The organism is Halosimplex salinum (genome assembly GCF_003730195.1).
GTDB lineage: Archaea > Halobacteriota > Halobacteria > Halobacteriales > Haloarculaceae > Halosimplex > Halosimplex salinum.
Genome location: NZ_QWGG01000002.1, coordinates 159,919 through 181,466, shown reverse-complemented (window position 1 = coordinate 181,466; position 21,548 = coordinate 159,919). Strand labels below are relative to the sequence as shown.

27 protein-coding genes are annotated in these 21,548 nt (G+C 69.1%); 17 read left to right on the top strand and 10 right to left on the bottom strand.

Features of this window, described 5'->3' with window-relative positions:
* The first annotated feature begins 5 nt into the window (after positions 1-5).
* Positions 6-395, top strand: coding sequence for a ferredoxin Fer (gene fer, locus D1409_RS06240; protein ID WP_123535199.1), 390 nt, complete (start codon positions 6-8; stop codon positions 393-395).
* Between the two features lie 172 nt (positions 396-567).
* Entirely contained in the window at positions 568-1,671 is a 1,104-nt protein-coding gene (locus tag D1409_RS06235) for an A24 family peptidase (protein ID WP_123535197.1), read from the top strand.
* Positions 1,672-1,763: 92 nt separating this feature from the next.
* On the opposite strand, the gene D1409_RS06230 is transcribed toward D1409_RS06235, so the two are convergent.
* On the bottom strand, positions 1,764-2,027 hold the full coding sequence (locus D1409_RS06230; RefSeq protein WP_123535195.1) for a hypothetical protein: 264 nt from the start codon (positions 2,025-2,027) through the stop codon (positions 1,764-1,766).
* Between the two features lie 155 nt (positions 2,028-2,182).
* Between D1409_RS06230 and hisI the strand changes: the two genes are divergently transcribed.
* Both hisI and D1409_RS06220 read left to right on the top strand, forming a co-directional pair.
* A complete protein-coding gene (gene hisI, locus D1409_RS06225; RefSeq protein WP_123535193.1) occupies positions 2,183-2,551 on the top strand; it encodes a phosphoribosyl-AMP cyclohydrolase in 369 nt (122 codons plus the stop codon).
* A 7-nt stretch (positions 2,552-2,558) separates the two neighbouring features.
* Positions 2,559-3,731 (top strand): DUF7118 family protein, encoded by a 1,173-nt coding sequence (locus D1409_RS06220; protein WP_123535191.1) that lies wholly within the window; start codon positions 2,559-2,561, stop codon positions 3,729-3,731.
* 40 nt (positions 3,732-3,771) lie between these two features.
* On the opposite strand, the gene D1409_RS06215 is transcribed toward D1409_RS06220, so the two are convergent.
* Entirely contained in the window at positions 3,772-4,017 is a 246-nt protein-coding gene (locus D1409_RS06215) for a BolA family protein (RefSeq protein ID WP_123535189.1), read from the bottom strand.
* Positions 4,018-4,300: 283 nt separating this feature from the next.
* On the opposite strand from D1409_RS06215, the gene D1409_RS06210 reads away from it, so the two are divergent.
* Complete coding sequence (locus tag D1409_RS06210; RefSeq protein ID WP_123535187.1) at positions 4,301-4,561, top strand: hypothetical protein; 261 nt, start codon at positions 4,301-4,303, stop codon at positions 4,559-4,561.
* Positions 4,562-4,580: 19 nt separating this feature from the next.
* Here the strand turns inward: D1409_RS06210 and ilvA are convergent, their stop codons facing one another.
* The 3 genes from ilvA to D1409_RS06195 all read right to left on the bottom strand — a co-directional run bounded on the left by ilvA (position 4,581) and on the right by D1409_RS06195 (position 7,355).
* Positions 4,581-5,792: a threonine ammonia-lyase gene (gene ilvA, locus D1409_RS06205; RefSeq protein WP_123535184.1), complete on the bottom strand. Its 1,212-nt coding sequence runs from the start codon at positions 5,790-5,792 to the stop codon at positions 4,581-4,583.
* A 125-nt stretch (positions 5,793-5,917) separates the two neighbouring features.
* Positions 5,918-6,877, bottom strand: a complete 960-nt coding sequence (locus tag D1409_RS06200; protein WP_123535182.1) for a hypothetical protein — start codon at positions 6,875-6,877, stop codon at positions 5,918-5,920.
* 61 nt (positions 6,878-6,938) lie between these two features.
* Positions 6,939-7,355: a gamma-glutamylcyclotransferase family protein gene (locus D1409_RS06195; protein ID WP_123535180.1), complete on the bottom strand. Its 417-nt coding sequence runs from the start codon at positions 7,353-7,355 to the stop codon at positions 6,939-6,941.
* A 127-nt stretch (positions 7,356-7,482) separates the two neighbouring features.
* Between D1409_RS06195 and D1409_RS06190 the strand changes: the two genes are divergently transcribed.
* The 4 genes from D1409_RS06190 (at position 7,483) to D1409_RS06175 (ending at position 10,186) form a co-directional block, all read left to right on the top strand.
* Positions 7,483-8,922: an MATE family efflux transporter gene (locus D1409_RS06190; protein WP_206424990.1), complete on the top strand. Its 1,440-nt coding sequence runs from the start codon at positions 7,483-7,485 to the stop codon at positions 8,920-8,922.
* A gap of 45 nt (positions 8,923-8,967) precedes the next feature.
* Complete coding sequence (locus D1409_RS06185) at positions 8,968-9,453, top strand: dihydrofolate reductase (RefSeq protein WP_123535178.1); 486 nt, start codon at positions 8,968-8,970, stop codon at positions 9,451-9,453.
* A gap of 68 nt (positions 9,454-9,521) precedes the next feature.
* Positions 9,522-9,758 (top strand): AbrB/MazE/SpoVT family DNA-binding domain-containing protein, encoded by a 237-nt coding sequence (locus D1409_RS06180; protein WP_123535176.1) that lies wholly within the window; start codon positions 9,522-9,524, stop codon positions 9,756-9,758.
* Complete coding sequence (locus tag D1409_RS06175) at positions 9,758-10,186, top strand: type II toxin-antitoxin system VapC family toxin (RefSeq protein WP_123535174.1); 429 nt, start codon at positions 9,758-9,760, stop codon at positions 10,184-10,186. Before D1409_RS06180 ends, D1409_RS06175 begins: the two co-directional genes overlap by 1 nt.
* 12 nt (positions 10,187-10,198) lie before the next feature.
* Here D1409_RS06175 and D1409_RS06170 read toward each other — a convergent pair whose 3' ends face one another.
* Positions 10,199-11,155, bottom strand: coding sequence for a succinylglutamate desuccinylase/aspartoacylase family protein (locus D1409_RS06170; protein WP_123535172.1), 957 nt, complete (start codon positions 11,153-11,155; stop codon positions 10,199-10,201).
* A gap of 122 nt (positions 11,156-11,277) precedes the next feature.
* Between D1409_RS06170 and D1409_RS06165 the strand changes: the two genes are divergently transcribed.
* The 6 genes from D1409_RS06165 to D1409_RS06140 all read left to right on the top strand — a co-directional run bounded on the left by D1409_RS06165 (position 11,278) and on the right by D1409_RS06140 (position 15,619).
* Entirely contained in the window at positions 11,278-11,577 is a 300-nt protein-coding gene (locus D1409_RS06165; protein ID WP_235853519.1) for a DUF7536 family protein, read from the top strand.
* Between the two features lie 354 nt (positions 11,578-11,931).
* On the top strand, positions 11,932-13,068 hold the full coding sequence (citZ, locus tag D1409_RS06160; RefSeq protein WP_123535169.1) for a citrate synthase: 1,137 nt from the start codon (positions 11,932-11,934) through the stop codon (positions 13,066-13,068).
* Positions 13,069-13,156: 88 nt separating this feature from the next.
* Complete coding sequence (locus D1409_RS06155) at positions 13,157-14,242, top strand: threonine synthase (RefSeq protein WP_123535167.1); 1,086 nt, start codon at positions 13,157-13,159, stop codon at positions 14,240-14,242.
* A 41-nt stretch (positions 14,243-14,283) separates the two neighbouring features.
* A complete protein-coding gene (locus tag D1409_RS06150; protein WP_123535165.1) occupies positions 14,284-14,616 on the top strand; it encodes an antitoxin VapB family protein in 333 nt (110 codons plus the stop codon).
* Positions 14,613-15,020 (top strand): type II toxin-antitoxin system VapC family toxin, encoded by a 408-nt coding sequence (locus D1409_RS06145; protein ID WP_123535163.1) that lies wholly within the window; start codon positions 14,613-14,615, stop codon positions 15,018-15,020. Before D1409_RS06150 ends, D1409_RS06145 begins: the two co-directional genes overlap by 4 nt.
* Positions 15,020-15,619, top strand: coding sequence for an NUDIX hydrolase (locus D1409_RS06140; protein WP_123535161.1), 600 nt, complete (start codon positions 15,020-15,022; stop codon positions 15,617-15,619). Before D1409_RS06145 ends, D1409_RS06140 begins: the two co-directional genes overlap by 1 nt.
* On the opposite strand, the gene D1409_RS06135 is transcribed toward D1409_RS06140, so the two are convergent.
* Positions 15,616-15,840 (bottom strand): hypothetical protein, encoded by a 225-nt coding sequence (locus D1409_RS06135; protein WP_123535159.1) that lies wholly within the window; start codon positions 15,838-15,840, stop codon positions 15,616-15,618. The two genes, D1409_RS06140 and D1409_RS06135, sit on opposite strands and share 4 nt — an antisense overlap.
* 166 nt (positions 15,841-16,006) lie before the next feature.
* On the opposite strand from D1409_RS06135, the gene D1409_RS06130 reads away from it, so the two are divergent.
* Positions 16,007-16,423 (top strand): VOC family protein, encoded by a 417-nt coding sequence (locus D1409_RS06130; RefSeq protein WP_123535157.1) that lies wholly within the window; start codon positions 16,007-16,009, stop codon positions 16,421-16,423.
* Between the two features lie 90 nt (positions 16,424-16,513).
* On the opposite strand, the gene D1409_RS06125 is transcribed toward D1409_RS06130, so the two are convergent.
* Complete coding sequence (locus tag D1409_RS06125) at positions 16,514-17,785, bottom strand: tRNA(Ile)(2)-agmatinylcytidine synthase (RefSeq protein ID WP_123535945.1); 1,272 nt, start codon at positions 17,783-17,785, stop codon at positions 16,514-16,516.
* A 144-nt stretch (positions 17,786-17,929) separates the two neighbouring features.
* Between D1409_RS06125 and D1409_RS06120 the strand changes: the two genes are divergently transcribed.
* Positions 17,930-18,898 (top strand): transcriptional regulator, encoded by a 969-nt coding sequence (locus D1409_RS06120; RefSeq protein ID WP_123535155.1) that lies wholly within the window; start codon positions 17,930-17,932, stop codon positions 18,896-18,898.
* 18 nt (positions 18,899-18,916) lie between these two features.
* Here the strand turns inward: D1409_RS06120 and D1409_RS06115 are convergent, their stop codons facing one another.
* Entirely contained in the window at positions 18,917-20,224 is a 1,308-nt protein-coding gene (locus tag D1409_RS06115; protein WP_123535153.1) for a BNR repeat-containing protein, read from the bottom strand.
* Between the two features lie 202 nt (positions 20,225-20,426).
* Positions 20,427-21,524 (bottom strand): halocyanin domain-containing protein, encoded by a 1,098-nt coding sequence (locus D1409_RS06110; protein WP_123535151.1) that lies wholly within the window; start codon positions 21,522-21,524, stop codon positions 20,427-20,429.
* Positions 21,525-21,548: the final 24 nt, after the last annotated feature.

Genomic DNA, 21,548 nt, shown 5'->3' with positions numbered 1-21,548 from the left:
AAGTGATGCCCACCGTAGAGTACCTGAATTACGAAGTACTGGACGACCAGGGTTGGGACATGTACGACGACGCGACCTTCGACAAGGCCGCCGACGCCGACCTCTCCGACGAGGACTACGGCACGCTGGAGGTCAACGAAGGCGAGTACATCCTCGAGGCCGCCGAGGCCCAGGGCTACGACTGGCCCTTCTCGTGTCGCGCCGGTGCGTGTGCCAACTGCGCCGCCATCGTCGTCGACGGCGAGATCGACATGGACATGCAGCAGATCCTCTCCGACGAGGAGGTCGAGGAGAAGAACGTCCGCCTGACCTGCATCGGCAGCGCGGCGGAGGACGAAGTCAAGATCGTCTACAACGCCAAGCACCTCGACTACCTGCAGAACCGCGTTATATAACGCGTCACACCGACGCGGTCGTACTATTCGACTATCGGGACCCGTCCCGACTTTCCGCCCTCTCGCGAGCGACAGCGCCCCCCGGCAGTCGTCGACCCGGTGACCGCCGGCCCGACCGCCCCGCTCGCTTCTCGCCGAAACCACTAACTCCCTCCATCGCGCTCTTTCGCTCGTGATCGACTGGCTGGAGACGTTCCTGACGAGCACGCCGGCCCCGGACCTGCTCCGACTGGTCGCCGTCCCAGTCTTCGGATGGGCCGCCTACCGCGATATCCGCACGCGACGAGTGCCCAACCGGACGTGGCTCCCGCTCGCCCTCCTCGGGATCGTCTTGCTCTCCTGGGAGGTGTACCGCTACTCGACCGGCGCCGCCGTCGGCGGTATCGCCGCACAGGAGCGCTTTTTCCTCCGCGTCGCCATGTCACTCGGGCTCGTCGGCTCGATCGGCTACCTGTTCTACTGGTTCGGCGGCTTCGGCGGCGCCGACGCGAAGGCGCTGATCGTCCTCGCCGTCCTCTTCCCGACGTTCCCGGCGTACATCCTCCCGAACACGGCGCTGCCGCTGACTCGCACGACCGTCGGCGTGTTCTCGCTGACGATCCTCTCGAACACGGTGCTCGTCGGCGCGGCCTACCCCGTCTTCGTCACGCTCCGCAACGCGCTCACTGGCCACCGCGCGCCGATCATGTTCATCGGCAAACCGATCCCGGCCGCCGCGGTCGTCGAGGCCTACGGCTCCCTGCTCCAGACGCCCGAGGGGTTCACCCGCCGCGGCCTCGACCTGGACGCCCTCCGCATGTACCTGCGCTGGCGCGGGACGACGCTCGCCGCCCTCCGCGAGGACCCCGACCGCTACCGCGACCCCGCCACCCTCCCCGACGAACCCAACCCGCCCGGCGACGGGTCCATCCCCGACAGCGGCGGCCCGGTCGAGAGCGGCGGCGCCGACGTGGCGACCGACGGCGGGGAACCGGTGGACCCTGCGGAGGACGCGACGGACGGAGCGAACACCGGTCCCGCGGACGGAGACGACGACGCCGCGGACGAACCGGCGTTCGACGACCCCTGGGGCGCCGAGGCGTTCCTCGACGACATCGAGGGGTCGGCCTACGGGACGACCGCCGAGGGGCTACGCGACGGACTCGACGTGCTCGTCGTCGAGGAGGAAGTGTGGATCTCTCCGGGGATGCCGTTCATCGTCCCGATGTTCGTCGCGCTGCTCGTCAGCCTGATCTACGGCGACCTGTTCTTCGAACTCGTCTCTCTGTTCGTCTGAACGCGGTGCTCGCTGACCCTCGGACGCTACTTCTCACGGGTCGCTTCGCTCCCCGTTCGCATTTCCGAGGCGCTCACTCCGTTCGCGTCTCGCTACTCTTCGGGGGGCACAAACCGGTCGTAGGCCGGACCGATAGTGAAGATAGAGACGAGCCACAGGACGGCGACGACGATGTAGCCGAGCAGGACGCCTCGCTGGAAGCCGGGGGCGTTCGTCACGACCAGCAGGGCGAACGCGCCGACGAGGAGGCCGACCGCGACGACGGTGTTGCCGGCGTTCCAGAGGAGGAACGCCTGCATCGCCCGCCCCTCCTCGCGCCAGGCCGCGAGGAACTGCTGGATCCGGTAGCCGATCATCGCCCGGAGGTTGTGTGCCGGTCGGCATAAGTGTGGGCGGCCGTCGGATCGGTCCGCGCGTTCGTCGGCGAGACGGCGCGGCGGCGATGCGGCGAGGCGGCGCGGCGGCGCGGCACGACAAAAGACCTATTCACTGGACCCACCCAGTTGCGGGTATGACCGACGAGGTGGATCTGGCGTTCGACGAGCACGAGCGCATCCCCGCTGTCGCCCAGGACGCCGACACCGGCGAGGTGCTCATGCTCGCGTACGTCACCAGCGAGGCCCTCGAACGCACCCGCGAGACCGGACTGGCCCACTACTACTCCCGCAGTCGCGACGAACTCTGGAAGAAAGGCGGGACGAGCGGGCACGTCCAGGAAGTCGAGGAGGTCCGCGTCGACTGCGACGGCGACGCGCTCCTCTATCTCGTCGACCAGACGGGCGGCGCCTGCCACACCGGCTACGAGTCGTGTTTCCACCGCACCGTCGACGGCGAGGTCGTCGGCGAGCAGGTGTTCGACCCCGACGAGGTCTACGAGTAACCCGCCCATGAGCGACGCCGCCCGCCCCGCGACCGACGACCCCCGCGCCGCCGCCGACACCCTCCTGACCGAACTCTCCGCGGCTCGCGAGGCCCTCGAACGCGCCCGCGACCGCGTCGACGCCGTCGGCGAGTCGGAGCTTCGAACCGTCGCCGACACCTACGACGACCTCACGACCCTGTTCGACCGCTACGAGGAGGAGGTGACCGGCGACGGCGACTTCAAGACGTTCATCGAGTTCCAGAGCGGAATCGCCGCGATCACCGAAGAACTACCCGAGGACGTGCGCCACCGCGACGTGTTCGAACGGGTCGACGACCTCCTCCAGCAGCGCCGACTCACCGAGTCCGACTGGGAGAAGGTCCGCTCGGCGCTCGACCCCGTCCGCGACGACGCGGCCCGACTCGACGAGCGACGCGAGGCCCGCCAGCGCTACGCGGACGCCCGCTTCGCCATCGAGCGCCGCCTCGACGCGCTCGAAGACCGCATCGCCGACCGCGAGGACCTCCAGCGCCTCGGCGACGCGGACCTCGACGCCCCGACCGAACGCCTGCGCGACCCCATCGAGACGTACGACGACCGCGTCCGGGAGGCGTTCGCCGAGTTCCGGTCCTCGGCAAGCGCCCGCGAACTCCTGGAATTCGTCGCGAAGACCGACTCGTTCCCGCTGGTGGACTTCGAGTCGCCGCCCGACGACCTCCGCGCGTACGTCGAGACCCACGAGGCCGGCGAGGAGCCGATGGGGCAACTGCTGGAGTACGCCGACTACTCGAAGTCGAAGCTCGACCACTACGTGAACGACCCGGACGCGCTGAAGCGCAACGTCTCGACCCGGCGGACCTACCTGCGCAGGCTCGACGCGGAGCCACTGACCGTCGGCTGGCCGCCGCCAGCCGCTGAGACCCTGCGATACCAGATCCGGGAGCTGACGAGCGTCGTCGCCCGGTTCGCCGACCACGTCGAGGACGGCGACGAGGTGCTGGTGGCGTTGCGACGAGTGCGTGACCTGCCCCGCGAGACCGACTACGAGCGGCTCCGCGACAGCGCGCAGGCCCGGGAACAGCTCGGGGCGGCGGAACGCGACCGGCTGGCGAGCGGTGAGGTGGCCGAGGAACTGGCGGCCTGTCGCGACGCAGTGGAACGGCTGGAGGACGCGCTGGAGGAGTATCCGCCGCTGTAGTCGATCGAGGGCGCGGACCGATCGGTACGGGCGAGGGAGTCTACTCCTCGCGTTCCTCGGGCGTGTACGTCTCGACCTCTAAGGCGTGGATGTCGGTGGTCATGTGGTCGCCGAGCGCGTCGTACACCATCTGGTGGCGGTCGACGAGCGACTCGTCGGCGAAGGCGGGCGAGACGACGGTGGCGGCGAGGTGGTCGTCGTCGTCGGCGCCGCGGGCGCGGGTGACGGTCGCCTCGGCGTCGGCGATCGACTCCTCGATGAGTGCTTCGAACGCATCGAAATCCATACCCGAGGCGAGGCGGGCGAGCGGAAAAACGCTTGCCACTGGCGGGACGGTCTCGGGCGGCCCACCGCCCGTCGCCCGACCGAGACGGGAGATTCATACGACTGCGGGGCGACTCTCCTCCCGGCGGCGATGACGAATGGTTACCCCTCCGAGCCCCTTGTGACGACACGGGACTCCGAGCCGCCTCGATTCCGACCGGCCCGGAGCCGCCGCGCCCGACACGATCGATTCCAAACGTGTTTGGTATTCATTTCTTTTAGATAGATGTGTACGTACTGGTAGTATGACAGCACCCGAGTCCGGTCACCGGTGGGGGCCCGACACGGCGACCGTCGGGCGGATCGTGTCGTGTCCGCGGTGCGGGCGAGCGACCGGCGTCCCGGTTCCCAGCGGGAGTCGGATCGTCGACGAGGCCGTCGCCACTGACGACGCCGTCACCGATGCCGCAGACGCCGTCGAAGCGGCCGACGGGTCGTCGCCGACCATGTGCCCGAACTGCGACGTTCGCTTCGCGGTCGCCTACGAGGTCGACGCGCCGGAGTGACCGCTCCCCGGTCTCGGCCTCACACCAGCACGTCGACCTCGTAGCCCTCCTCCCGGAGCGCCGTCAACAGCGCGTCGGCGTGGTCCGGTCCTTTCGTCTCCAGGTCAAGTTCGACCTCTGCGGCGTTCATCGCGATGTCCTTGCCGGCGCGGTCGTGCTCGATGGCGTGGATGTTGGCGCGGGCGTCGCTGATCACCTCGACGAGGCGCTCGAGCTGGCCCGGGCGGTCCTTGAGCGTCGTCCGGATCCGCAGGTAGCGCCCGGTCTCGACGAGACCGCGCATGATCACCGTCGTGAGGACGTTCAGGTCGATGTTTCCGCCACACAGCGCGGGCACGATCACCTCGTCGGCCTCGAAGTCGAACTTCTCCTCGAGGAGGGCCGCGAGCGGGACGGCGCCGGCGCCCTCGACGAGGGTCTTCCCGCGTTCGAGCAGCGTCGTCAGCGCGACGGCGATCTCGTCGTCCGAGACGGTGACGACCTCGTCGACCCGTTCCCGGATCACCTCGAAGGTCCGCGTCCCGACCTTCCGGGTGGCGATGCCGTCGGCGATCGTGTCCACGGAGTCGCGCTCGACGATCTGGCCTTTCTGGAGGGAGTCGGCGACGCTGGAGGCGCCTTCGGCCTGCACGCCGACGACGCGGGTGTCCGGGGATTTCGCCTTGACCGCGGTGGCGATGCCGCTGATGAGGCCGCCGCCACCGATAGGGACGACGACGGTCTCGACCGGCGGGATGTCCTCGAGGATCTCGAGGCCGATGGTGCCCTGGCCGGCCATCACCATCGGGTCGTCGAAGGCGTGGACGTACACGCGGCCCTCCTCGCGTTCGATCTGGTGGGCCTTCTCGGCGGCGTCGTCGTAGTCGGCGCCGTGGAGGACGACCTCGGCGCCGTAGTTACGGGTCGCCTTGACCTTCGAGACGGGGGCGTGCTCGGGCATGACGATCTTCGAATCGACGCCGATGCGCGTCGCGGCGAGTGCGACTCCCTGGGCGTGGTTGCCGGCGGAGGCCGTGACGACGCCTGCCGCCTGTTCCTCGTCGGAGAGGGTCGCGATCTTGTTGGTCGCGCCGCGGATCTTGAACGAACCGGTCCGCTGGAACGTCTCCAGTTTCAGGTGCACCTCGGCGCCGGTCATCGCCGAGAACGTGTGCGAGTAGTCGAGCGGCGTGTGCCGGGCCGTCTCGGCGACCCGCTCGCGCGCGTCGAGCACGTCCGCGAGTTCGATCATACCACTGCTACCGCTCGACGGGAGTTAGCTGTAGGGGAAGACGGCGTGTGACGACCCACACTGGGACTGGATGGTACTTCAAGGCGAGCCAACCGGAGTGAAAGTGGAATCGGAAGACGGCGCGGTCAGGACGCCGGCGGGTGTCGGGAGAGGAACGGATCGATGCGGACGCCCTCCTCGGGGAGCGGCAGGTCGAAGGGGAGCGGGCCCGAGAAGTCACCGCCGAACGGGCGGAACTCGGCCAGTGCGGAGGCGGTGCCCGACAGGGTCTCGGCGCCGACGGGCGTCGAGACGACCATCACCGCCCAGCGGGAGCCGTACTCGACGCCGCCGGGGCGCTCGTACACCCAGTAGGGGTCCGGTCGATAGTGGTTCATGGCTCTGACGGCGGTGACGGGCGTCGTGAAGGTGACGACCTTCTCGGCGCCGCCCAGCGAGACCGCGCCGGTCGACAGGCTCAGGTCGGGCGCCAGCCAGTACTTGTTGGACACGGTCCGCTGGCCCGTCGCGTCGACGGTCGAACTCTGGTCGGGCGCGAGCCCGTGGGCGGTCGCGTCCGGCGTGGCCAGGTCGAATAGAACCTCGACGCTCCGGAACTCCCGGAACGACGGCGGTCGCTCGATGGTGAACGGCACCCCGAGGATGTAGTAGTCGAACCGCGGGTCGGACGCGAACGCGAACTGCCGCGGGTCGAGCGCCTCGACGTGAGCGTGACCGAAGTTGATTCGGCCCGAGGGACGCGGTGGGGGCGGGCTGGCCGCCCTCGTCCGCGCTCGATTGCGGCCGGGCTCTCCGGCCGGTGCGTCGGTCGTCCTCGCACCGGTCGTCTCGACGCCCCCGCCCGGCATCGAGTCGGCCGGCTCGACCCGGGCCAGTCCGAGCGTCTCGCGGGGCAGGTCGACCGTCTGGAAGTCGAGGCTGCTGACGGCCGCCTCGGCCGTGAACGCTGTCCCCCCGAAGACCGTCTCGTCGCGGCCCGGAGCGACCAGCCGTCGAGCGGCGTACTCGCTCGCCGTCTCCGCGCTCGAGTCGGCCGAACTCGACGCGTCCGCCGGGGCGGTCGGCCGCTGTAGTTCCTCTATCATCTCACCGAGAAACGACGAATACGTGACGAATCAACCTCCGCGTTGCGCTCGCAGGGGCGACTCACTCGACCGTCACGGTCACGCCGCGTTCGGCCACGTACGACCTGATTCGCTCGGCGAACGGCCCCTCGCCCGGCCACTCGACCGGTGCGTCGAGCCGCTGGGGGTCGCCGACGTAGGTCTCGACGGTGCGGTCGCGGGGACTCTCGTCGCCGTCTTCGCCGCGGCGGCTATCCGCCAGCGGAACGGTCACTCGAACGTACAGTCCGCTCTCGACGCCCTCGTAGCGGTCGAGCGCCGCCCGGTCCGCCGTCCGAAGGAGTCGGCCCTCGACGCTGCCGCCGGGGGCCAGCGTCGGATACGCACCGTCGACGCGGTGGAGTCCCGCCAGCGTCGCCGGCCCGCGGTACTCGAGGTCACCGAGGACCGCCGCGGCCTGGTCCGAGTCGGTGAGGGTCCCGTAGACGAACACGTCCATGGGGAAACCGAGGGGACGCGAGCGGTATCGGCGTTGCGCTGCCGCCGAGTGCTCTCGCCCCGAACCACTACCGTCCCACAGTTCCGCCACCGGTAGCTTCAATCCCGGGGAGTCCCGAGACGGGGCAATGTCGGGGGAGAGCGTCCGTGAGCGGGGGCTGTCTGTCTGGCGGCGAGTCCTCGGACTCTCCTGGCCGGTGATGATCCAGCACGTCTTCCGGACGCTCATGCGGACGACCGACGTGGTCGTCACCGGCCTGTTCTCGCCCGCTGCCGTCGCCGCGGTCGGCCTCGCGGACCTGTACGCCCGCTTCCCGCTCCGGATCGGCCTGGGGCTCGGGAGCGGGGCCATCGCCCTCTCCAGCCAGGACACCGGCGGGTCGGCCGTCGAGAACCGCGACCAGGCGGTCACGCAGGCGCTCCTCCTCGGCCTGCTCTCGGGGATCCCCTTCGTCGCGTTCGGGTTTCTCTTCGGTCGGCAGGCCATCGCGCTCCTGGGCGCGCCGGCGAACGTCGCGGAGATGGGGGGTACCTACCTCGCGATCGTCTTCGCGAGCGCGCCGGCGAGACACGTCGCGCTGGTCGCCGCTCGCTCGCTCCAGGGCACCGGCGACACCCGGACACCGATGTACGTCGACGTGACCTCGTCGATACTCAACATCGCCGGGTCGCTGGTGCTGGGGCTCGGCCTCTTCGGCGCGCCCAGACTCGCCATCGTCGGCGTCGGTATCGCGACCGCACTGGGCAACACCGCCACCGCGGGCGCGCTGACGCTGGCCATCTGGAGCTCCCGGACGGAGGCGTCGTTCACCCGCCCGCGCGACCTCGTCATCGCCAGGCAACTGCTGGCGGTGAGCGCCCCCCGGATCGGCGAGGGACTGGTGCGGACGCTAGCGGAGTTCCCGTTCAACGCCCTGCTCCTCACCTTCGGGACGGACGTGAACGCCGCCTACCAGATCGGCCGGCGGATGTACCAGCAGGTCACGTCGCCGCTGGGGCGGGCCTACCACACCGCCGCGAGCGTCGTCGTCGGGCAGTCGCTCGGCGACGGCGACGTCGCGCAGGCCCGCTTCCAGGGGTGGGCGACCACTGCGCTGGCGGTGCTGACGATGGGTGCCATCGGCGTCGTGCTGTTCGCCGGCGCGGACTGGTTCGTCGGCTTCTTCACGAGCGACCCGTCGACGACCGGCTACGCGGTCGGCTTCGCTCGCGCCTACGCCGTCGCCGCACCGGCGATCGGGGCCTACCTCGCGCTCTCCGGCTCGTTACAGGGCGGCAGCGACACGAAGACGCCCTTCGTCGCGCAGGTGTCGGGCCTCTTCGGCTTCCTGCTCGGATTTAGCTACCTGACGAGCGTCGTCCTCGGATGGGGCGTCCCGGGGATCTACATCGCCGTCGCGCTCCAGCAGTTCTGGGCGCTCGCGGTCGTCGCGTGGGGCTTCGCCCGCGGCGACTGGGCGTCGAAAGCGGCGGCGATGATGGACGCCCGCGGGAGCGTCGATGTCGACGTCGACGGCGGTGGCGGGGACGGCGGGGACGAGGAGGCGCCGTCCGGCCCGACGGACTGAGCGGGAGACACGACCCGTTATCCCCCTCCCGGCCGAACGCGCGGTATGGAACTCGTTTCGGTCGCCGCGGTCTCCGAGAACGGCGTCATCGGGAAAAACGACGAGGTGCCGTGGGACCTCCCGGAGGACAAGGAGCAGTACCGCGAACGCGTCGCCGGCCACCCCACAATCTTCGGCCGTCGCACCTACGAGATGTTCGGCGACCCGCCGGGGAGCGCCTACATCGTCCTCAGCCGGTCCGAACGAGAGTTCGAGCGGGAGAACGCCTACCACGCCTCCGGCGTCGCGGAAGCGGTCGAGATCGCCGAGTCGCTCGGCGCCGACCGGGCGTACGTCCTCGGCGGCGGCGGCATCTACGACCTCTTCCAGCCCCACCTCTACCGGATGGTCCTCTCACGGGTGCCCGGCGAGTACGAGGGCGACAGCTACTATCCCGACTGGGACGAGGACGAGTGGACGCTGATGGGGACCGAGGAGTACGAGCACTTCACCGTGGAGTTCTGGGAGCGGAAATCGAACGATAGCGCCTAATCCTTCCCCCGGCACGCCGTCCAATTATCCGGGAAATTGTTTTCAGTCTGGGAGCGGTACCGGCTCGTATGGCCGTCGAGGACGAGACGACAGTCAACAGGAGTTACGCAGTCACGATCCCTGCGTCGGTCCGGGAGGATCTTGACCTGGAACCCGGTGATCAGCTACGATGGGACGTCGACGACGACGGTCGGCTCGTTGCCGAAATTGTCCGCGAACGGTACGGTGCCGCCGAGGACCTCGAACCCGTCGACATGGGCGAAACTGACGCCGTCGAAGTGACGGAAAGCTACGACTGGTCGTAATGGCCGAAGCGCTCGTCGACTCGAACGTCGTTCTGGCGTATCGGAATAGCCGCGACCAGTATCACGACCGAGCGACGCCGATCGTCGAAGGGATGGACGCCGGCGAGCTCCCTCGTGGCGTCGTCACCAACTACGCTGTCCCCGAAATTTTGAATCCGATCGCCAAGTTCGCCGGACACGACCGGGCTGTCGAAACGATCGACTTTCTGACCGAGAGCCGCGGCTTTCGGGTCAGGCAAGTCGCACAGGAGGATTTCGAACGGGGACGGTCGCTGTTCCGCCGAAAGGGTGGGCTGGAAATCACGGACGCGATACTGGTAGCCCACATGCGACGGACGGATACGGAGTTCATCTATAGTTTCGACGACGATTTCGACAGGTTCGACGGAGTAACACGGTTGACGACGGCAGATAATCCGTTCGAGTGATTGTGCGCCGACCTAGTAACTGTCCACGTCCGTCCCGACCGAACAGACGTACTCGCCGGTGGCGACCTGCGGGAGGCGGCGGGCGCGCCAGAAGACGCCCGACGAATCGGCGGTGACGGTCTCCTTGACGCCGCCGAAGGCGTCGGTGATCTCGAAGAGGGTGTCGCCGCGGGAGACGCGCTGGCCGAGTTCGACCTGTCGGTCGATCAGGCCGCCGGCGGGCGCGCCGTACTGCTCGAAGCCGTTGGCGCGGGTCTGGGGGGACAGGTCGACCTGTCCGTCGGTGAACCCGTAGTAGGAGAGGACGTTGAACACGCCTTCGACGCCGATCTGGATGGAGTTCTCGTCCCAGCCGACGCAGCCCCCCAGTTCGGGGTCGATGGTGGGGATGCCCTCGTCGGGGGCGGCGCGGGCCAGCTGGCCGTCGGGACCCTTCTGGTCGAGGACGTAGCCGCAGTCGAACACTTTCGCGAGTTCGAGGCAGGCGTCGTGGAGGCGGTGGCGGGGGCCACAGCGGACGCGACACTCCTCGATCATGTGGGAGGTCGACCCCTGGTGGAGGTCGAGGACGAGGTCGGCGCGGCGGGCGGCCGAGAAGGTCGCGGCGGCGATGCGTTCGGTGGAGGTGCCGGTCTCGTCGCCGGGGTAGGTGCGGTTCGTCTTCGTGTCGTCGATGGGGTTGCGGTGTTCGGCGACCTGGAAGGCGTGGTAGTTGACGATGCCGACCACGAGGATGGTCCCGGATATCTCGCGCGGGTCGAGCTGCGGGACGACCCGCTGGATGACGCCGACGCCGTTGAGTTCGTCGCCGTCGCTCGCGGCCTGCATGTAGAGAGTGTCGCCGTCCGCGGCACCGTTTATCACCGCGACCGGGAGGCCGACCTCGGTGCCGTCCCGCGTTTCGCCGACCCGAAGACGACCCGTGTCCATCTCGCCGGGGGCCGCCTGGGCCGTACCGAGCGTCGTCATTACCACAACTGCGGGACCGGCCGTTCTTTAGCGGTTCGGTGTGTCCCGCGCGCCGGGAGTACCGCGTCCGCCGCTCGCCGACCGATCGACGCGACTTTGCCGATCGTGACCTAAACGCGACTATGGCACGCGAGCGAGCCGACGGGGAGGACTCGCCGATAGCGCCCGAGGTCGCAGAGGCCGAGAGCGGGAAGGCGGCGTTCGTCGCCGCGCTCCGGGTCCGCCGGAACGCCAAGTGGGGCGTCGTGGTCGGCGTCGCGCTCACCGTCGCCGCGTTCGTCCTCTTCGTCGCGATTCCGGGCGCACTGCGGTCGCCCCTCTGGTACGTCGCGCTGGGCTTCGTCCTGGCCATGTCCACGGCCGGCTTCGTCGCCTTCCTCCTGACGCTCGGCCGCGCCGTCCGACTCTCGCGGGAACTGTAACTCTGCGCTCATTGGATTTCGATCCACGAGTCCAGAAATTGGCCGAAACAGCGGTTGAAACAGCTGTTTACACGGTCAGCCGCTTCGCCGCACTCCCACCGAACAGGCGCCGGCGCGCCGTTCGGGAAAACCGAACAGATCGTCGATCGGTCCCGTGGAAAACGACAAACGACGAAACGTGTATCGACGACTGAGACGCCGGCCTGTGGGGGAGTTCGGTTCGGAGGCGTCAAATTCGGGGACGGGGTCGGTGCGGGTTCGGTAGACGTTCGTCCAGGAAGACGTTCGGTGATTCCGTACGCGTCCACCGGCGAACGGTAACCCTTTTGGCCGGGCCAGGAGTATCGTAGTGGTATGACTGACGAGCTTCAGAAAGGGCTCGAGGGTGTGCTCGTCGCCGAGTCCGATCTCAGCAAGATCGACGGCGACGAGGGGCGACTCATCTATCGCGGCTACGGGATCGAGGACCTCGCAAAGCACGCGAGCTACGAGGAGGTCATCTACCTCCTCTGGCACGGCGAGTTACCGGACGCCGGTGAACTCGACTCGTTCACCGACTCGATGGTCGCCGAGCGCTCCGTCGACGAGGACGTGCTCGAGACCGTCGGCCAGCTCGCCGCGGCCGACGAGAACCCGATGGCCGCCCTCCGCACGGCGGTCTCGATGCTCTCCGCCTACGACCCCGACGCCGATGCGCCCGCCACGGACGAGGCCGCCACGCTCCGGAAGGGCAGGCGCATCGTCGCCAAGATCCCGACGATCCTCGCAGCCTACGCCCGCGAACGCGACGGACAGAACCCCGTCGAACCCCGCGAGGACCTGGATCACGCCGCGAACTTCCTCTACATGCTCAACGGCGAGGAACCGGACGACGTGCTCGCCGAGACGTTCGACATGGCGCTCGTACTCCACGCCGACCACGGGCTCAACGCGTCGACCTTCTCGGCCATCGTCACGGCCTCGACGCTCTCGGACCTCCACAGCTCCGTCACCTCCGCCATCGGCACCCTGAAAGGCCCGCTCCACGGCGGCGCCAACCAGGACGTGATGGAGATGCTCAAGGAGGTCGACGACAGCGACCGCGACCCGATCGGCTGGGTCGAGAACGCCCTCGAGGAGGGCCGCCGCATCTCCGGGTTCGGCCACCGCGTCTACAACGTCAAGGACCCCCGCGCCAAGATCCTCGGCGAGCGCTCCCAGGAACTCGGTGAGGCCGCCGGGACGCCCAAGTGGTACGAGTACTCCACGAAGGTCGAGGAGTACATGCTCGAGGAGAAGGGCCTGGCCCCCAACGTCGACTTCTACTCCGCGTCGACGTACTACCAGATGGGCATCCCGATCGACATCTACACGCCCATCTTCGCCATGAGCCGCTCGGCCGGCTGGATCGCCCACGCCACCGAGTACGTCGAGGACAATCGCCTCATCCGTCCGCGGGCCCGCTACACCGGTCCCGAGGACCAGCAGTTCGTCGACGTCGAGGATCGATAGTCCGGACGCGAACGTAGTGAGCGTCCGTTTTTAACTCGTATCTTCCCGGACCGTCACCTACAGGACCGACCCGCCCCACGACTCGTCCATGCTCACCTGCGGCGACTGCGGCCGCGAATACACGGACGGCCCGGACGCGCCCTGGCGCTGTGACTGCGGCCACGCGCTCGACTACGCGAACCGGCCGCTCCCGGACTCGAACGACCCGCCCGACCACCTCGACCGCGACCGGGGGCTCTGGGCGTTCGATCCGTTCCTCGATACCGAACGCGCGGTCACGCTGGGCGAAGGGTGGACCCCGGTCGTCGACGCGCCGGCGTGGGACGCCGCGTTCAAACTCGAATCGATATTCCCGACGGGGAGTTTCAAGGACCGCGGCGCGGCGCTGACGGTCTCGCGGGCGGCCGAACTCGGCGTGGACCGGGTGCTCGAAGACTCCTCGGGGAACGCCGGCCTCGCCATCGCCACCTACGCCGCTCGTGCGGGCATCGACGCTGAAATCTACGTGCCAGCGGACGCCAAGCCGGGGAAACTCCGGGCCATCGAGCGGACCGGTGCGGACGTGGTCCGGGTCGAGGGGAGTCGAGGCGACGTGACCGACGCCTGTATCGAGGCGGTAGAGCGGGGGGAGGGCTGGTACGCGAGCCACGCGTGGAACCCCGCGTTCTTCCGCGGGACGGCGACGGTCGCGCTCGAACTCGCCGCGCAGCGCGACTGGCAAGTTCCAGACGCGTTCGTCACGCCGCTGGGCCACGGGACGCTCCTGCTCGGCGCCTATCGGGGCTTTCGGGCGCTCGAAGCGGCGGGGTGGACCGACTCGGTGCCGAAACTACTGGGCGCGCAGGCTACCGGCGCGGCACCGATCACCGACGAACTCCACGGTGGAGCGGCCGACGGCGGCGAATCCAACACCGCGGCCGACGGCATCCAGATCCGCGAGCCCGCCCGCGGCGACCAGATACTCGCCGCGCTCCGAGAGAGCGGCGGCGACGCGCTGGCGGTGGGCGCCGAAGCGACCGAGGCCGAGCACGACCGCCTGGCACGGGCGGGGTTTCACGTGGAACCGACCTGCGCGACGGCGACGGCGGCGCTCGCCGAGTACCGCGAGCGCGGCGTCGTCGCCCCCGGGGACGACGTAGTTGTCGCGCTGACGGGGACGGGGCTCAAAGGGTAGCCCACCGAACGTACTTGTGTTTGTGTACACAAACACAGAATATGGGGACGAAGACGATCGGGCTCGACGACGAAGCCTACGAGCGTCTCAGTGCCGAGAAACGGGAGGACGAGAGCTTCAGCGACGTGGTCAAACGAGTGACCGAGGCGGTTCGGCGGGACTGGCGGCGTGGGTTCGGGAAGTACGACGACGCGGACGGTGACCGACTGGAACGGGCCGCTCGTGAGAGTCGGAAGAGGGCGGGCCGCGGACTCACGACGCGACAGGCGGAGACTGTCGCGGCGCTGGCCGGGGACGATGCGGACGCCGGGGGTCGAGACGCCGAGGGGAACACCGAGGACCGAGACGCCGACGGCTCCGGGGCCGAGCCGTGAAGCTACTCGACACGACGTTCCTGGCGCACTACTACCGCGGAGATCCGCGCGTCGAATCGTTCCTCTCGGCCCACGAGGACGGTGACGAGGACCTGTTCACCTCGACTATCAACGTCGAGGAGATCGCGGTCGGCGTCCACACCGTCGAGGACGACCCGTCGCTGGAATCGCTGCTCGCGGATCTCGGCTGGCTCAGAGTGACACCGTTCGAGGACGAGGACGCGTTCGCAGCGGCCGCCATCGAGGCCGAACTGCTCGACGACGACGGCGTCGGACAGGACCGGATCAACGCGCTCGCGGGCGACGTGCTGATCGCGGGCGTCGCGGACCGCCGCGACGCGACGGTCGTCACCGAGAACGTCGACGACTTCGAAGCGCTCGGCGTTCCGGTCAAGGCGTACTGATGACCAAGCGACGAGCTAGCAACTGCCCGTACTGCGGGAGCGCACTGGAAACGAAGGGGTTCGACGGACGCGACCGCCGGTTCTGTCCCGACTGCGAGGAGTTCGTCTTCCAGAACCCGTTCCCCGGAGCGCACGTCGTCGTCCTCGACAGCGGGGGACGGAGTCCCCCGGACAGTGCGGCGACGCCGCACGACGGCGACTCCGTCCTCCTGATCGAGCGCGGTATCGAACCCGACGTGGGCGCGTGGGCGGTGCCCGGCGGCATCCTCGAAGTCGACGAATCGGCGCGGCTGGGCGCCGCGAGAGAACTCGAAGAGGAGACCGGTCTCTCGGTCGATCCCGATGCACTCGAACTCGCTCACACGGATTTCGACGTCGAGGACCCCGACGACGGCTCGTATCTCTCGATCACGTTCGCCGTCGAGCGCGACGACACTCGCGGGACGGTCGACATCGGACCAGAAGTGACCGACGCCCGGTTCTGGTCGCTCGGCGAACTGCCGGGCGAGGCGGAGTGGGTCCGATCGGTCGACCTGCGGCGGGTCGAGGCCGCCGTCGAGCGGTTGCGCGGGGAGGAACTGCGTTTCGAGACCGACTAGCGCCAGAGTTCGCGTTCGACGACGGAGTCGGCGTCGACCGAGAGTCTGGTCTCGGCGACGCCGTCGCGGTCCGGCGCGTCCGAGTAGAGGATGTAGCGACGGCTGTCGTCGCTCCGCGTCCTGACGACCGCCGGGAGGACGTCGTCCGGTTCCGCACCGGCCGGCGGCGGCGGCCCGACCACGACGCGACCCTCGCGACTCTCGGAGGACTCCTTCTCCATATCTCGACACAGGCTCTCTCCGATCATTGTTACGAGCGCGCTACCGGCGATCAGGACCCATTAACGCCCGCCATCCGGGACCGCACGGCCGTGTACCGCCGCGAATCGGTCGCCCGTCCGGCGCTCGACCGACACCGTTTCGTCGCTGGGAGTCGCGAGCACGCACATGACAGGAAGCGTCCACCACACCGGGACGACCGTCGCCGACCTGGACCGCGCCGTCGACTTCTACACCGACGTGTTCGACCTCGACGTGCTCGCCGAGTTCGAATCGTCCGGCGAGGCGTTCTCGACCGGCGTCGGCGTCGAGAACGCCACCGGCCGCTTCGCCCACCTCGACGGCGACGGCACCCGCGTCGAACTCGTCGAGTACGAGCCCGAGGGCGGGGACGCCCGCGCCGACTCCGTCAACGACCAGGGTGCCAAACACCTCGGCTTCGGCGTCGACGACGTCGAGGCGTTCTACGAGGGCCTCCCCGAGGACGTGGAGACGGTCAGCGAGCCCCAGACCTCCTCGACCGGCACGACCATCCTCTTCGTCCGCGACCCCGAGGGGAACCTGATCGAAGTGCTGGACGCGTAGGACCCGACTAATCCACCGTTCCGGCGCGCTGTCTTCTCGGAATCACGACCGATCCACCTGAGTCTCGACGTCACAGCTATCGCCGATTCGCTACCGTTCGGGATGCGTCGGTGCGTCGAACCCGCCCCTGACGAGCGGTTTCGCGACGTGTCGGCGCGCACACGGCGGCACCTCGTACCACCCCTCCTCCAGCGCCCGCTCCACGGGCACGTCGACTTTCCCGTCGGCGCTCGTCCCGCAGTCGCGACACCGGTACCCCTGTCCGGCCCCCGCGGAACTCATCGACCGGCCACACTCCGGGCAGTCGGGATTTGCGCGCTCCGTCGTCACGAGCTCCCGTACCGCGAACTTCTCCAGCTTTAGCGTCCCGTCGCTCACTTCGCCGCAGACGGTCAGGCGGTCGCCGGCGCGGAGCGCCCGCACCCGGTCCCGAAAGCGCTTCGTGGGCTCGAAGGCAGCGGCTTCCAGTCGCTCGCCGTCGGAACTCCGCAGTTCGCAGAACACGTGGCCTCCCTCCCGGGTCTCCGGCGGTCCGACGACTTCGGCGTCGACTCGAAACGCTCGCCCTTCCGAGACGGCCCCGAACCCGTCCGCGGACTGTAGATGTGCGTCGGTCCCCTGGTTCGTCACGAACAGCGCGCGACTCGCGACGGGTTCGCCGTCGATAGACTCGGCCACGGACCGCACGTTCTCCGGGTCGTCGCCGCGGATGCCGTGGAGGATGGGACAGGGCGTTCGCGGGACGCAGACGGGGTAGCCCTCGCCGTGGTCGACGGTGTCCCAGACGGCGGGGTACGCACGCTCGGCGGCGGCAAACACCGACTCCCGATCGACGTCCCGCTCGGTACCCCAGCGGTCGCGCTCGCGGTAGGAGATGCACTCGTAGGTCCAGTCGTCGAACGCGCGCCAGGCGCCGACGGCCGCGAGCGCGCCGATGCGGCCGCGGCCGTTGCCGGCGTGGGCGGTCCGATACCCCGCCTCCGCCGCCAGATCCACCGCGTCGTCGATGTCGTGGTAGTCGCGAACGGCCGCACGCGAGAAGTCGGCGACGGCCGCGGGCACGGCTTCGGGGTCGCCGGGCGCGACGACGACGCCGGGATTCGTCCGCGGGTCGGCGGTCTCGGCCAGGTCGAGGTGTTCCCGGGCGAGGTCGAGGGCGGAGGCCGGGTCGAGGTCGGTATGCACCGCGAGCGCGGCGTTACCGCGGGTCTTGTGCTCGACGCCGGGGTTGAGTCGGACGAGCACCCGGCGCTCGACGGTCCCGCCGGCGGCCCGCACCCGCTGGGCGAGGGTCGCGGCGACGTAGGTCGTACACATCCCGCGCTCGCGGGAATCCGTGTCGTCGAGGCCGATGACGGTCACGGAGACCCGTAGCGCGGTCGACGCCAAACGGGTTTCGACCGCGAAACTGTATATCAATCTATCGATTAGATAGAGAAATCGGGGCGCACGGCCAGTCTACGGGCGGCACAACGCATATATGCAGTGACGTACTTACCTACGACTATGTCACGGTCGGCACTGGTCGGCAACGTCACCGCGATGTTGGAGGACGCGGGCTTCGTGGTGAGCGAACGCTGTGCCATCCGGCCCAAGAGCTTCGACATCGCGGCCCGCCGCGGGGAGGAGACCCTCCTCGTGAAGATACTCGGAAACATCGACGCGTTCGACGGCCACACCGGCGCGGAGATGCGCCGGCTCGGCACCTATCTCGGCGCCACGCCGATGGTCATCGGTCTCCGAACGAGGGACGAAGAGCTGAAACCGGGCGTCACGTACTTCCGCCACGGCGTCCCGGTGCTCTCGCCCGACACGGCCATGGATCTCTTCGTCGAGGAGGTCCCGCCGCTCATCTACGCCGCGCCCGGCGGCCTCTACGTCAACATCGACAGCGAAGTCCTCGCGGACGTCCGCGAGAACAGAGACTGGTCGCTCGGGCGACTCGCCAACGAACTCGGCGTCTCCAGACGGACGGTCTCGAAGTACGAGGACGGCATGGACGCCTCCGTCGAGGTGGCCAGCCAGCTCGAGGAGCTCTTCGACGCGCCGCTCACGGCGCCCGTCGAGGTGCTCGACGGCGCCGAGGAGGTCCGCGACGACGAACCCACGCCCGAAGACCCCGAGGTCGACCCCGAGGACGAACCCATCGTCGCCGTCCTCACCCGCGTCGGCTTCGACGTCCACCCGACGGACCGCGCGCCGTTCAAAACGGTCAGCGAGAACGAGCGCCGGGAGGAGGAGATGCTGACGGGTCACTCGGAACTCACGAAGACCGCCGAGAAGCGCGCCCGGATCATGTCCTCCGTCGGCAAAGTCACCCGGACCCGCTCGGTGTACGTCGTCGACCGGGCCACGCGCGAATCGATCGAAGGTACCGCCATCGTCGAGGAAGCGGAGATGGAGAACATCGAGGAGGCCGACGAACTCCGCGACATCATCCGCGAACGCGCCGACCCCGAAGGCAGTTCCGCGTAGGCCCGGCCCGATTCTCGACTACGACAGCGTGTAGAGCGACAGCGTCGTCGGTTCGGGCCGCTCCGCGCGCGCCCTGTCCCGATTCGCCGGGAGCGTCTCCCAGCGGAGGGCGCGCGTCCGTCCGTCGTCGCCCGCTCCGGCGGACGAGTCCACGGCCCACTGGACCTCGTAGTCGTCGCGCTCCGCCGGTCGACGCAGTTCGTCGGGGAGCCCGTGCCACGGCGCGTCGGTCCGCTGGGGCGTCAGCGTCTTTCCGTCGAGGAGCCACCGTCCCGGCCCGTATTCGGCGTGCCAGAACGTCTGCACGAGGTCGCCGTCGACGACGCGGACGGGGTCGACCAGAATCTCGTCGTCGAGCGTCCCCTGTCCGCCGAACTCCCAGCGATACGCCCAGTCGCTGATCTGCGTAATCGTCCACTCGTCGGCGCCAGCCGCGTCGCCGTCGCCGTCGAGTCGGGCGGCGTAGACCTGCGTGTGCCCCTCGTCGCCGAACCTGTGATACGACAGGACGGGTCGCCCGTCGGCGTCGAATCCGAGCGCGACGTTGCTGTTGAGCAGTCCCTCGCCCGGCGGGACGGGGTCGACGACCGCGCCGTCGTCGGCGGTGATCGGCAGGTCGAGGGCCGTCCCGTCCGCTCGCTCCCAGTCGACGAGGTTCGGGCTCCGCGCGTAGGAGAGGTCGTGGTTCGTCGCCGCGTCGGGCGTGTTTCGCCACACCCACGCGAGGTGGTAGTCGCCGTCGAGCCCGCGCGTCGGACCGGTCGGATAGGCGTTCATCTCGCCGCGGCCGTCCAGCAGCGGCTCGTCGAGGAGCCGTCGCCACGTCTCGGTCTCGGGGTCGTACCCGTTCAGCAGGCGTCGACCGTCGCCGCTCCCGCCGTCGCGGTACCCGAAGACGAGGTCGCCGTCCGGTCCCGACAGGAACGTCGGATAGGTGACCGCGTCCTCGTCGCGACCCACGAGCCCGTCCACGCGCCGGAGCGTCGTCGCGTCGAGCGGGTCGGCGCTCCGGAAGTAGACCAGCGGGTCGACGTGCATGTTCCCGCTGACGTGGACGTGGCCGGCGTCGTCGACCGCCAGCACGACGTCGTTGTGACTGTCCCACCCGACCCGTTCGTCCAGTCGCGTCCGCGTCCACTGACTCTCCGGGTCCCGGTGGCTCGCCCCGAGGTCGCGCTGAGCAACGGTCAGCCGGCGCTCGGCGTCGTAGTACGCGACGAACTGTCGGCCGTCGTCGGTCGACAGGTCGAATCCGACGGGGTGGCCGGCCCACACGTCGTCGACCGTGACCGCGGACGCTACGCTGCGCTCCACTGGCGGTCGCATAGCCGCCGTTCAGCCGTCTCCGACGTAACTGTTCGGATAGCAGCAGTTCCGACGACCCGAACGAGCACGACCGCGTCCGGCCGGCCCCCCGCCCTCGTCTCCTCAGTCCGTGGAGCGGTCCCTCAGTCCGTGGAGCGGTCCCTCAGTCCGTGGAGCGGTCCCTCAGTCCGTGGAGCGGTCCCTCAGTCCGTAGAGCGGTCCCTCAGTCCGCGGAATGAGTCGGCAGTCGGCGCTCGTCCTCGTCGTCCTTGCGCCGGCGTCGGGCGACGACCTCGCTGGCGACGAACGGCGCGGCGACGATGGCGCCGACCAGTCCCCACAGCGAGGTCTGGAACAGGTCGATCCCGCCACCGCCGCCCGCGGCGGCGCCGGCGGGGTTGCCGACGACGATAGCCCCTTTCATCCCCGCCGCTTTGTGGGGCGTACAGGCGTACTTGACGACGCCCTGACCGTCGAACTGTAGCGCGTAGGTGTCGCCCTCCGACCCTTGCATCTCGCTCTCGAAGTCGTGGGTCTCGCCGGCGACGTTGTGCTGGCCGCCCTTGCCGGTCCACTCCCAGACGACTTTCGTCCCGGGGTCGACCCGCACCGCGGCGGGACCGAACGCGAACGGGCCGTCGTTGCCCTCGGCCCCGACCTCGATGGTCACCTCGTCCTGCCCCGTCCTGTCGACGGTGCCGTCGAAGTTGCCGACGCCGTCGAACCAGCCCTCGTAGTCCGGCTCGACGAACTCGCCGTCCCCGCCGCTCCCGTCGCCTCCGTCGCCGCCGCTCGTCTCCTCGCTCACGTCCCCGGCGGGCGTCGCGGTCGAGCTCCCGGCGGAGACGTCCACCTCGAAGTCGCCGACGATCACGGCGCCTTTCATCCCCATCGCCTGGTGGGGGACGCAGACGTACTTCGTGACGCCCGCCTCCTCGAAGGTGTGCGTGAAGGTGGCACCCGCTTCGGTGATCATGTCGCTCTCGAAACTGCCGTCCTCGGCGACGACGTTGTGCGGCGTGCCCTCGCCGGTCCACTCCCAGACGACGGTCGTCCCGGGGTCGACCCGGACCGCGGGCGGACCGAAGCCGAACGCGCCGTTGTTGGCCTGTGACCCGACGTCGACCGTCACTTCGTCCTTGCCGGTCTCGTCGACGACGCCGTCGAAGTTGCTCACGTTCGAGAACCACTCGCCCAGGTCTGACGACTGCGCGGACGCGGGCGCGGCCCCCGCCGCGGAGAGCCCGCCGACCGTCGCCCCGATAGCGAGGGTCTTCATCACCGTACGCCGCCCCTCGTCGATACCGTCGTCGGAGTTCATACCTGCGGATAGCCGCCTTTCCTA

What these genes read in the sequence shown, in the direction of transcription:
- fer (WP_123535199.1), top strand. Translation starts at nt 6, where the DNA reads ATGCCCACCGTAGAGTACCTGAATTACGAAGTACTGGACGACCAGGGT.
- D1409_RS06230 (WP_123535195.1), bottom strand. Translation starts at nt 2,027, where the DNA reads ATGATCGGCTACCGGATCCAGCAGTTCCTCGCGGCCTGGCGCGAGGAG.
- hisI (WP_123535193.1), top strand. Translation starts at nt 2,183, where the DNA reads ATGACCGACGAGGTGGATCTGGCGTTCGACGAGCACGAGCGCATCCCC.
- D1409_RS06220 (WP_123535191.1), top strand. Translation starts at nt 2,559, where the DNA reads ATGAGCGACGCCGCCCGCCCCGCGACCGACGACCCCCGCGCCGCCGCC.
- D1409_RS06215 (WP_123535189.1), bottom strand. Translation starts at nt 4,017, where the DNA reads ATGGATTTCGATGCGTTCGAAGCACTCATCGAGGAGTCGATCGCCGAC.
- D1409_RS06210 (WP_123535187.1), top strand. Translation starts at nt 4,301, where the DNA reads ATGACAGCACCCGAGTCCGGTCACCGGTGGGGGCCCGACACGGCGACC.
- ilvA (WP_123535184.1), bottom strand. Translation starts at nt 5,792, where the DNA reads ATGATCGAACTCGCGGACGTGCTCGACGCGCGCGAGCGGGTCGCCGAG.
- D1409_RS06200 (WP_123535182.1), bottom strand. Translation starts at nt 6,877, where the DNA reads ATGATAGAGGAACTACAGCGGCCGACCGCCCCGGCGGACGCGTCGAGT.
- D1409_RS06195 (WP_123535180.1), bottom strand. Translation starts at nt 7,355, where the DNA reads ATGGACGTGTTCGTCTACGGGACCCTCACCGACTCGGACCAGGCCGCG.
- D1409_RS06190 (WP_206424990.1), top strand. Translation starts at nt 7,483, where the DNA reads ATGTCGGGGGAGAGCGTCCGTGAGCGGGGGCTGTCTGTCTGGCGGCGA.
- D1409_RS06185 (WP_123535178.1), top strand. Translation starts at nt 8,968, where the DNA reads ATGGAACTCGTTTCGGTCGCCGCGGTCTCCGAGAACGGCGTCATCGGG.
- D1409_RS06180 (WP_123535176.1), top strand. Translation starts at nt 9,522, where the DNA reads ATGGCCGTCGAGGACGAGACGACAGTCAACAGGAGTTACGCAGTCACG.
- D1409_RS06175 (WP_123535174.1), top strand. Translation starts at nt 9,758, where the DNA reads ATGGCCGAAGCGCTCGTCGACTCGAACGTCGTTCTGGCGTATCGGAAT.
- D1409_RS06170 (WP_123535172.1), bottom strand. Translation starts at nt 11,155, where the DNA reads ATGACGACGCTCGGTACGGCCCAGGCGGCCCCCGGCGAGATGGACACG.
- D1409_RS06165 (WP_235853519.1), top strand. Translation starts at nt 11,278, where the DNA reads ATGGCACGCGAGCGAGCCGACGGGGAGGACTCGCCGATAGCGCCCGAG.
- citZ (WP_123535169.1), top strand. Translation starts at nt 11,932, where the DNA reads ATGACTGACGAGCTTCAGAAAGGGCTCGAGGGTGTGCTCGTCGCCGAG.
- D1409_RS06155 (WP_123535167.1), top strand. Translation starts at nt 13,157, where the DNA reads ATGCTCACCTGCGGCGACTGCGGCCGCGAATACACGGACGGCCCGGAC.
- D1409_RS06150 (WP_123535165.1), top strand. Translation starts at nt 14,284, where the DNA reads ATGGGGACGAAGACGATCGGGCTCGACGACGAAGCCTACGAGCGTCTC.
- D1409_RS06140 (WP_123535161.1), top strand. Translation starts at nt 15,020, where the DNA reads ATGACCAAGCGACGAGCTAGCAACTGCCCGTACTGCGGGAGCGCACTG.
- D1409_RS06135 (WP_123535159.1), bottom strand. Translation starts at nt 15,840, where the DNA reads ATGGAGAAGGAGTCCTCCGAGAGTCGCGAGGGTCGCGTCGTGGTCGGG.
- D1409_RS06130 (WP_123535157.1), top strand. Translation starts at nt 16,007, where the DNA reads ATGACAGGAAGCGTCCACCACACCGGGACGACCGTCGCCGACCTGGAC.
- D1409_RS06120 (WP_123535155.1), top strand. Translation starts at nt 17,930, where the DNA reads ATGTCACGGTCGGCACTGGTCGGCAACGTCACCGCGATGTTGGAGGAC.
- D1409_RS06115 (WP_123535153.1), bottom strand. Translation starts at nt 20,224, where the DNA reads ATGCGACCGCCAGTGGAGCGCAGCGTAGCGTCCGCGGTCACGGTCGAC.
- D1409_RS06110 (WP_123535151.1), bottom strand. Translation starts at nt 21,524, where the DNA reads ATGAACTCCGACGACGGTATCGACGAGGGGCGGCGTACGGTGATGAAG.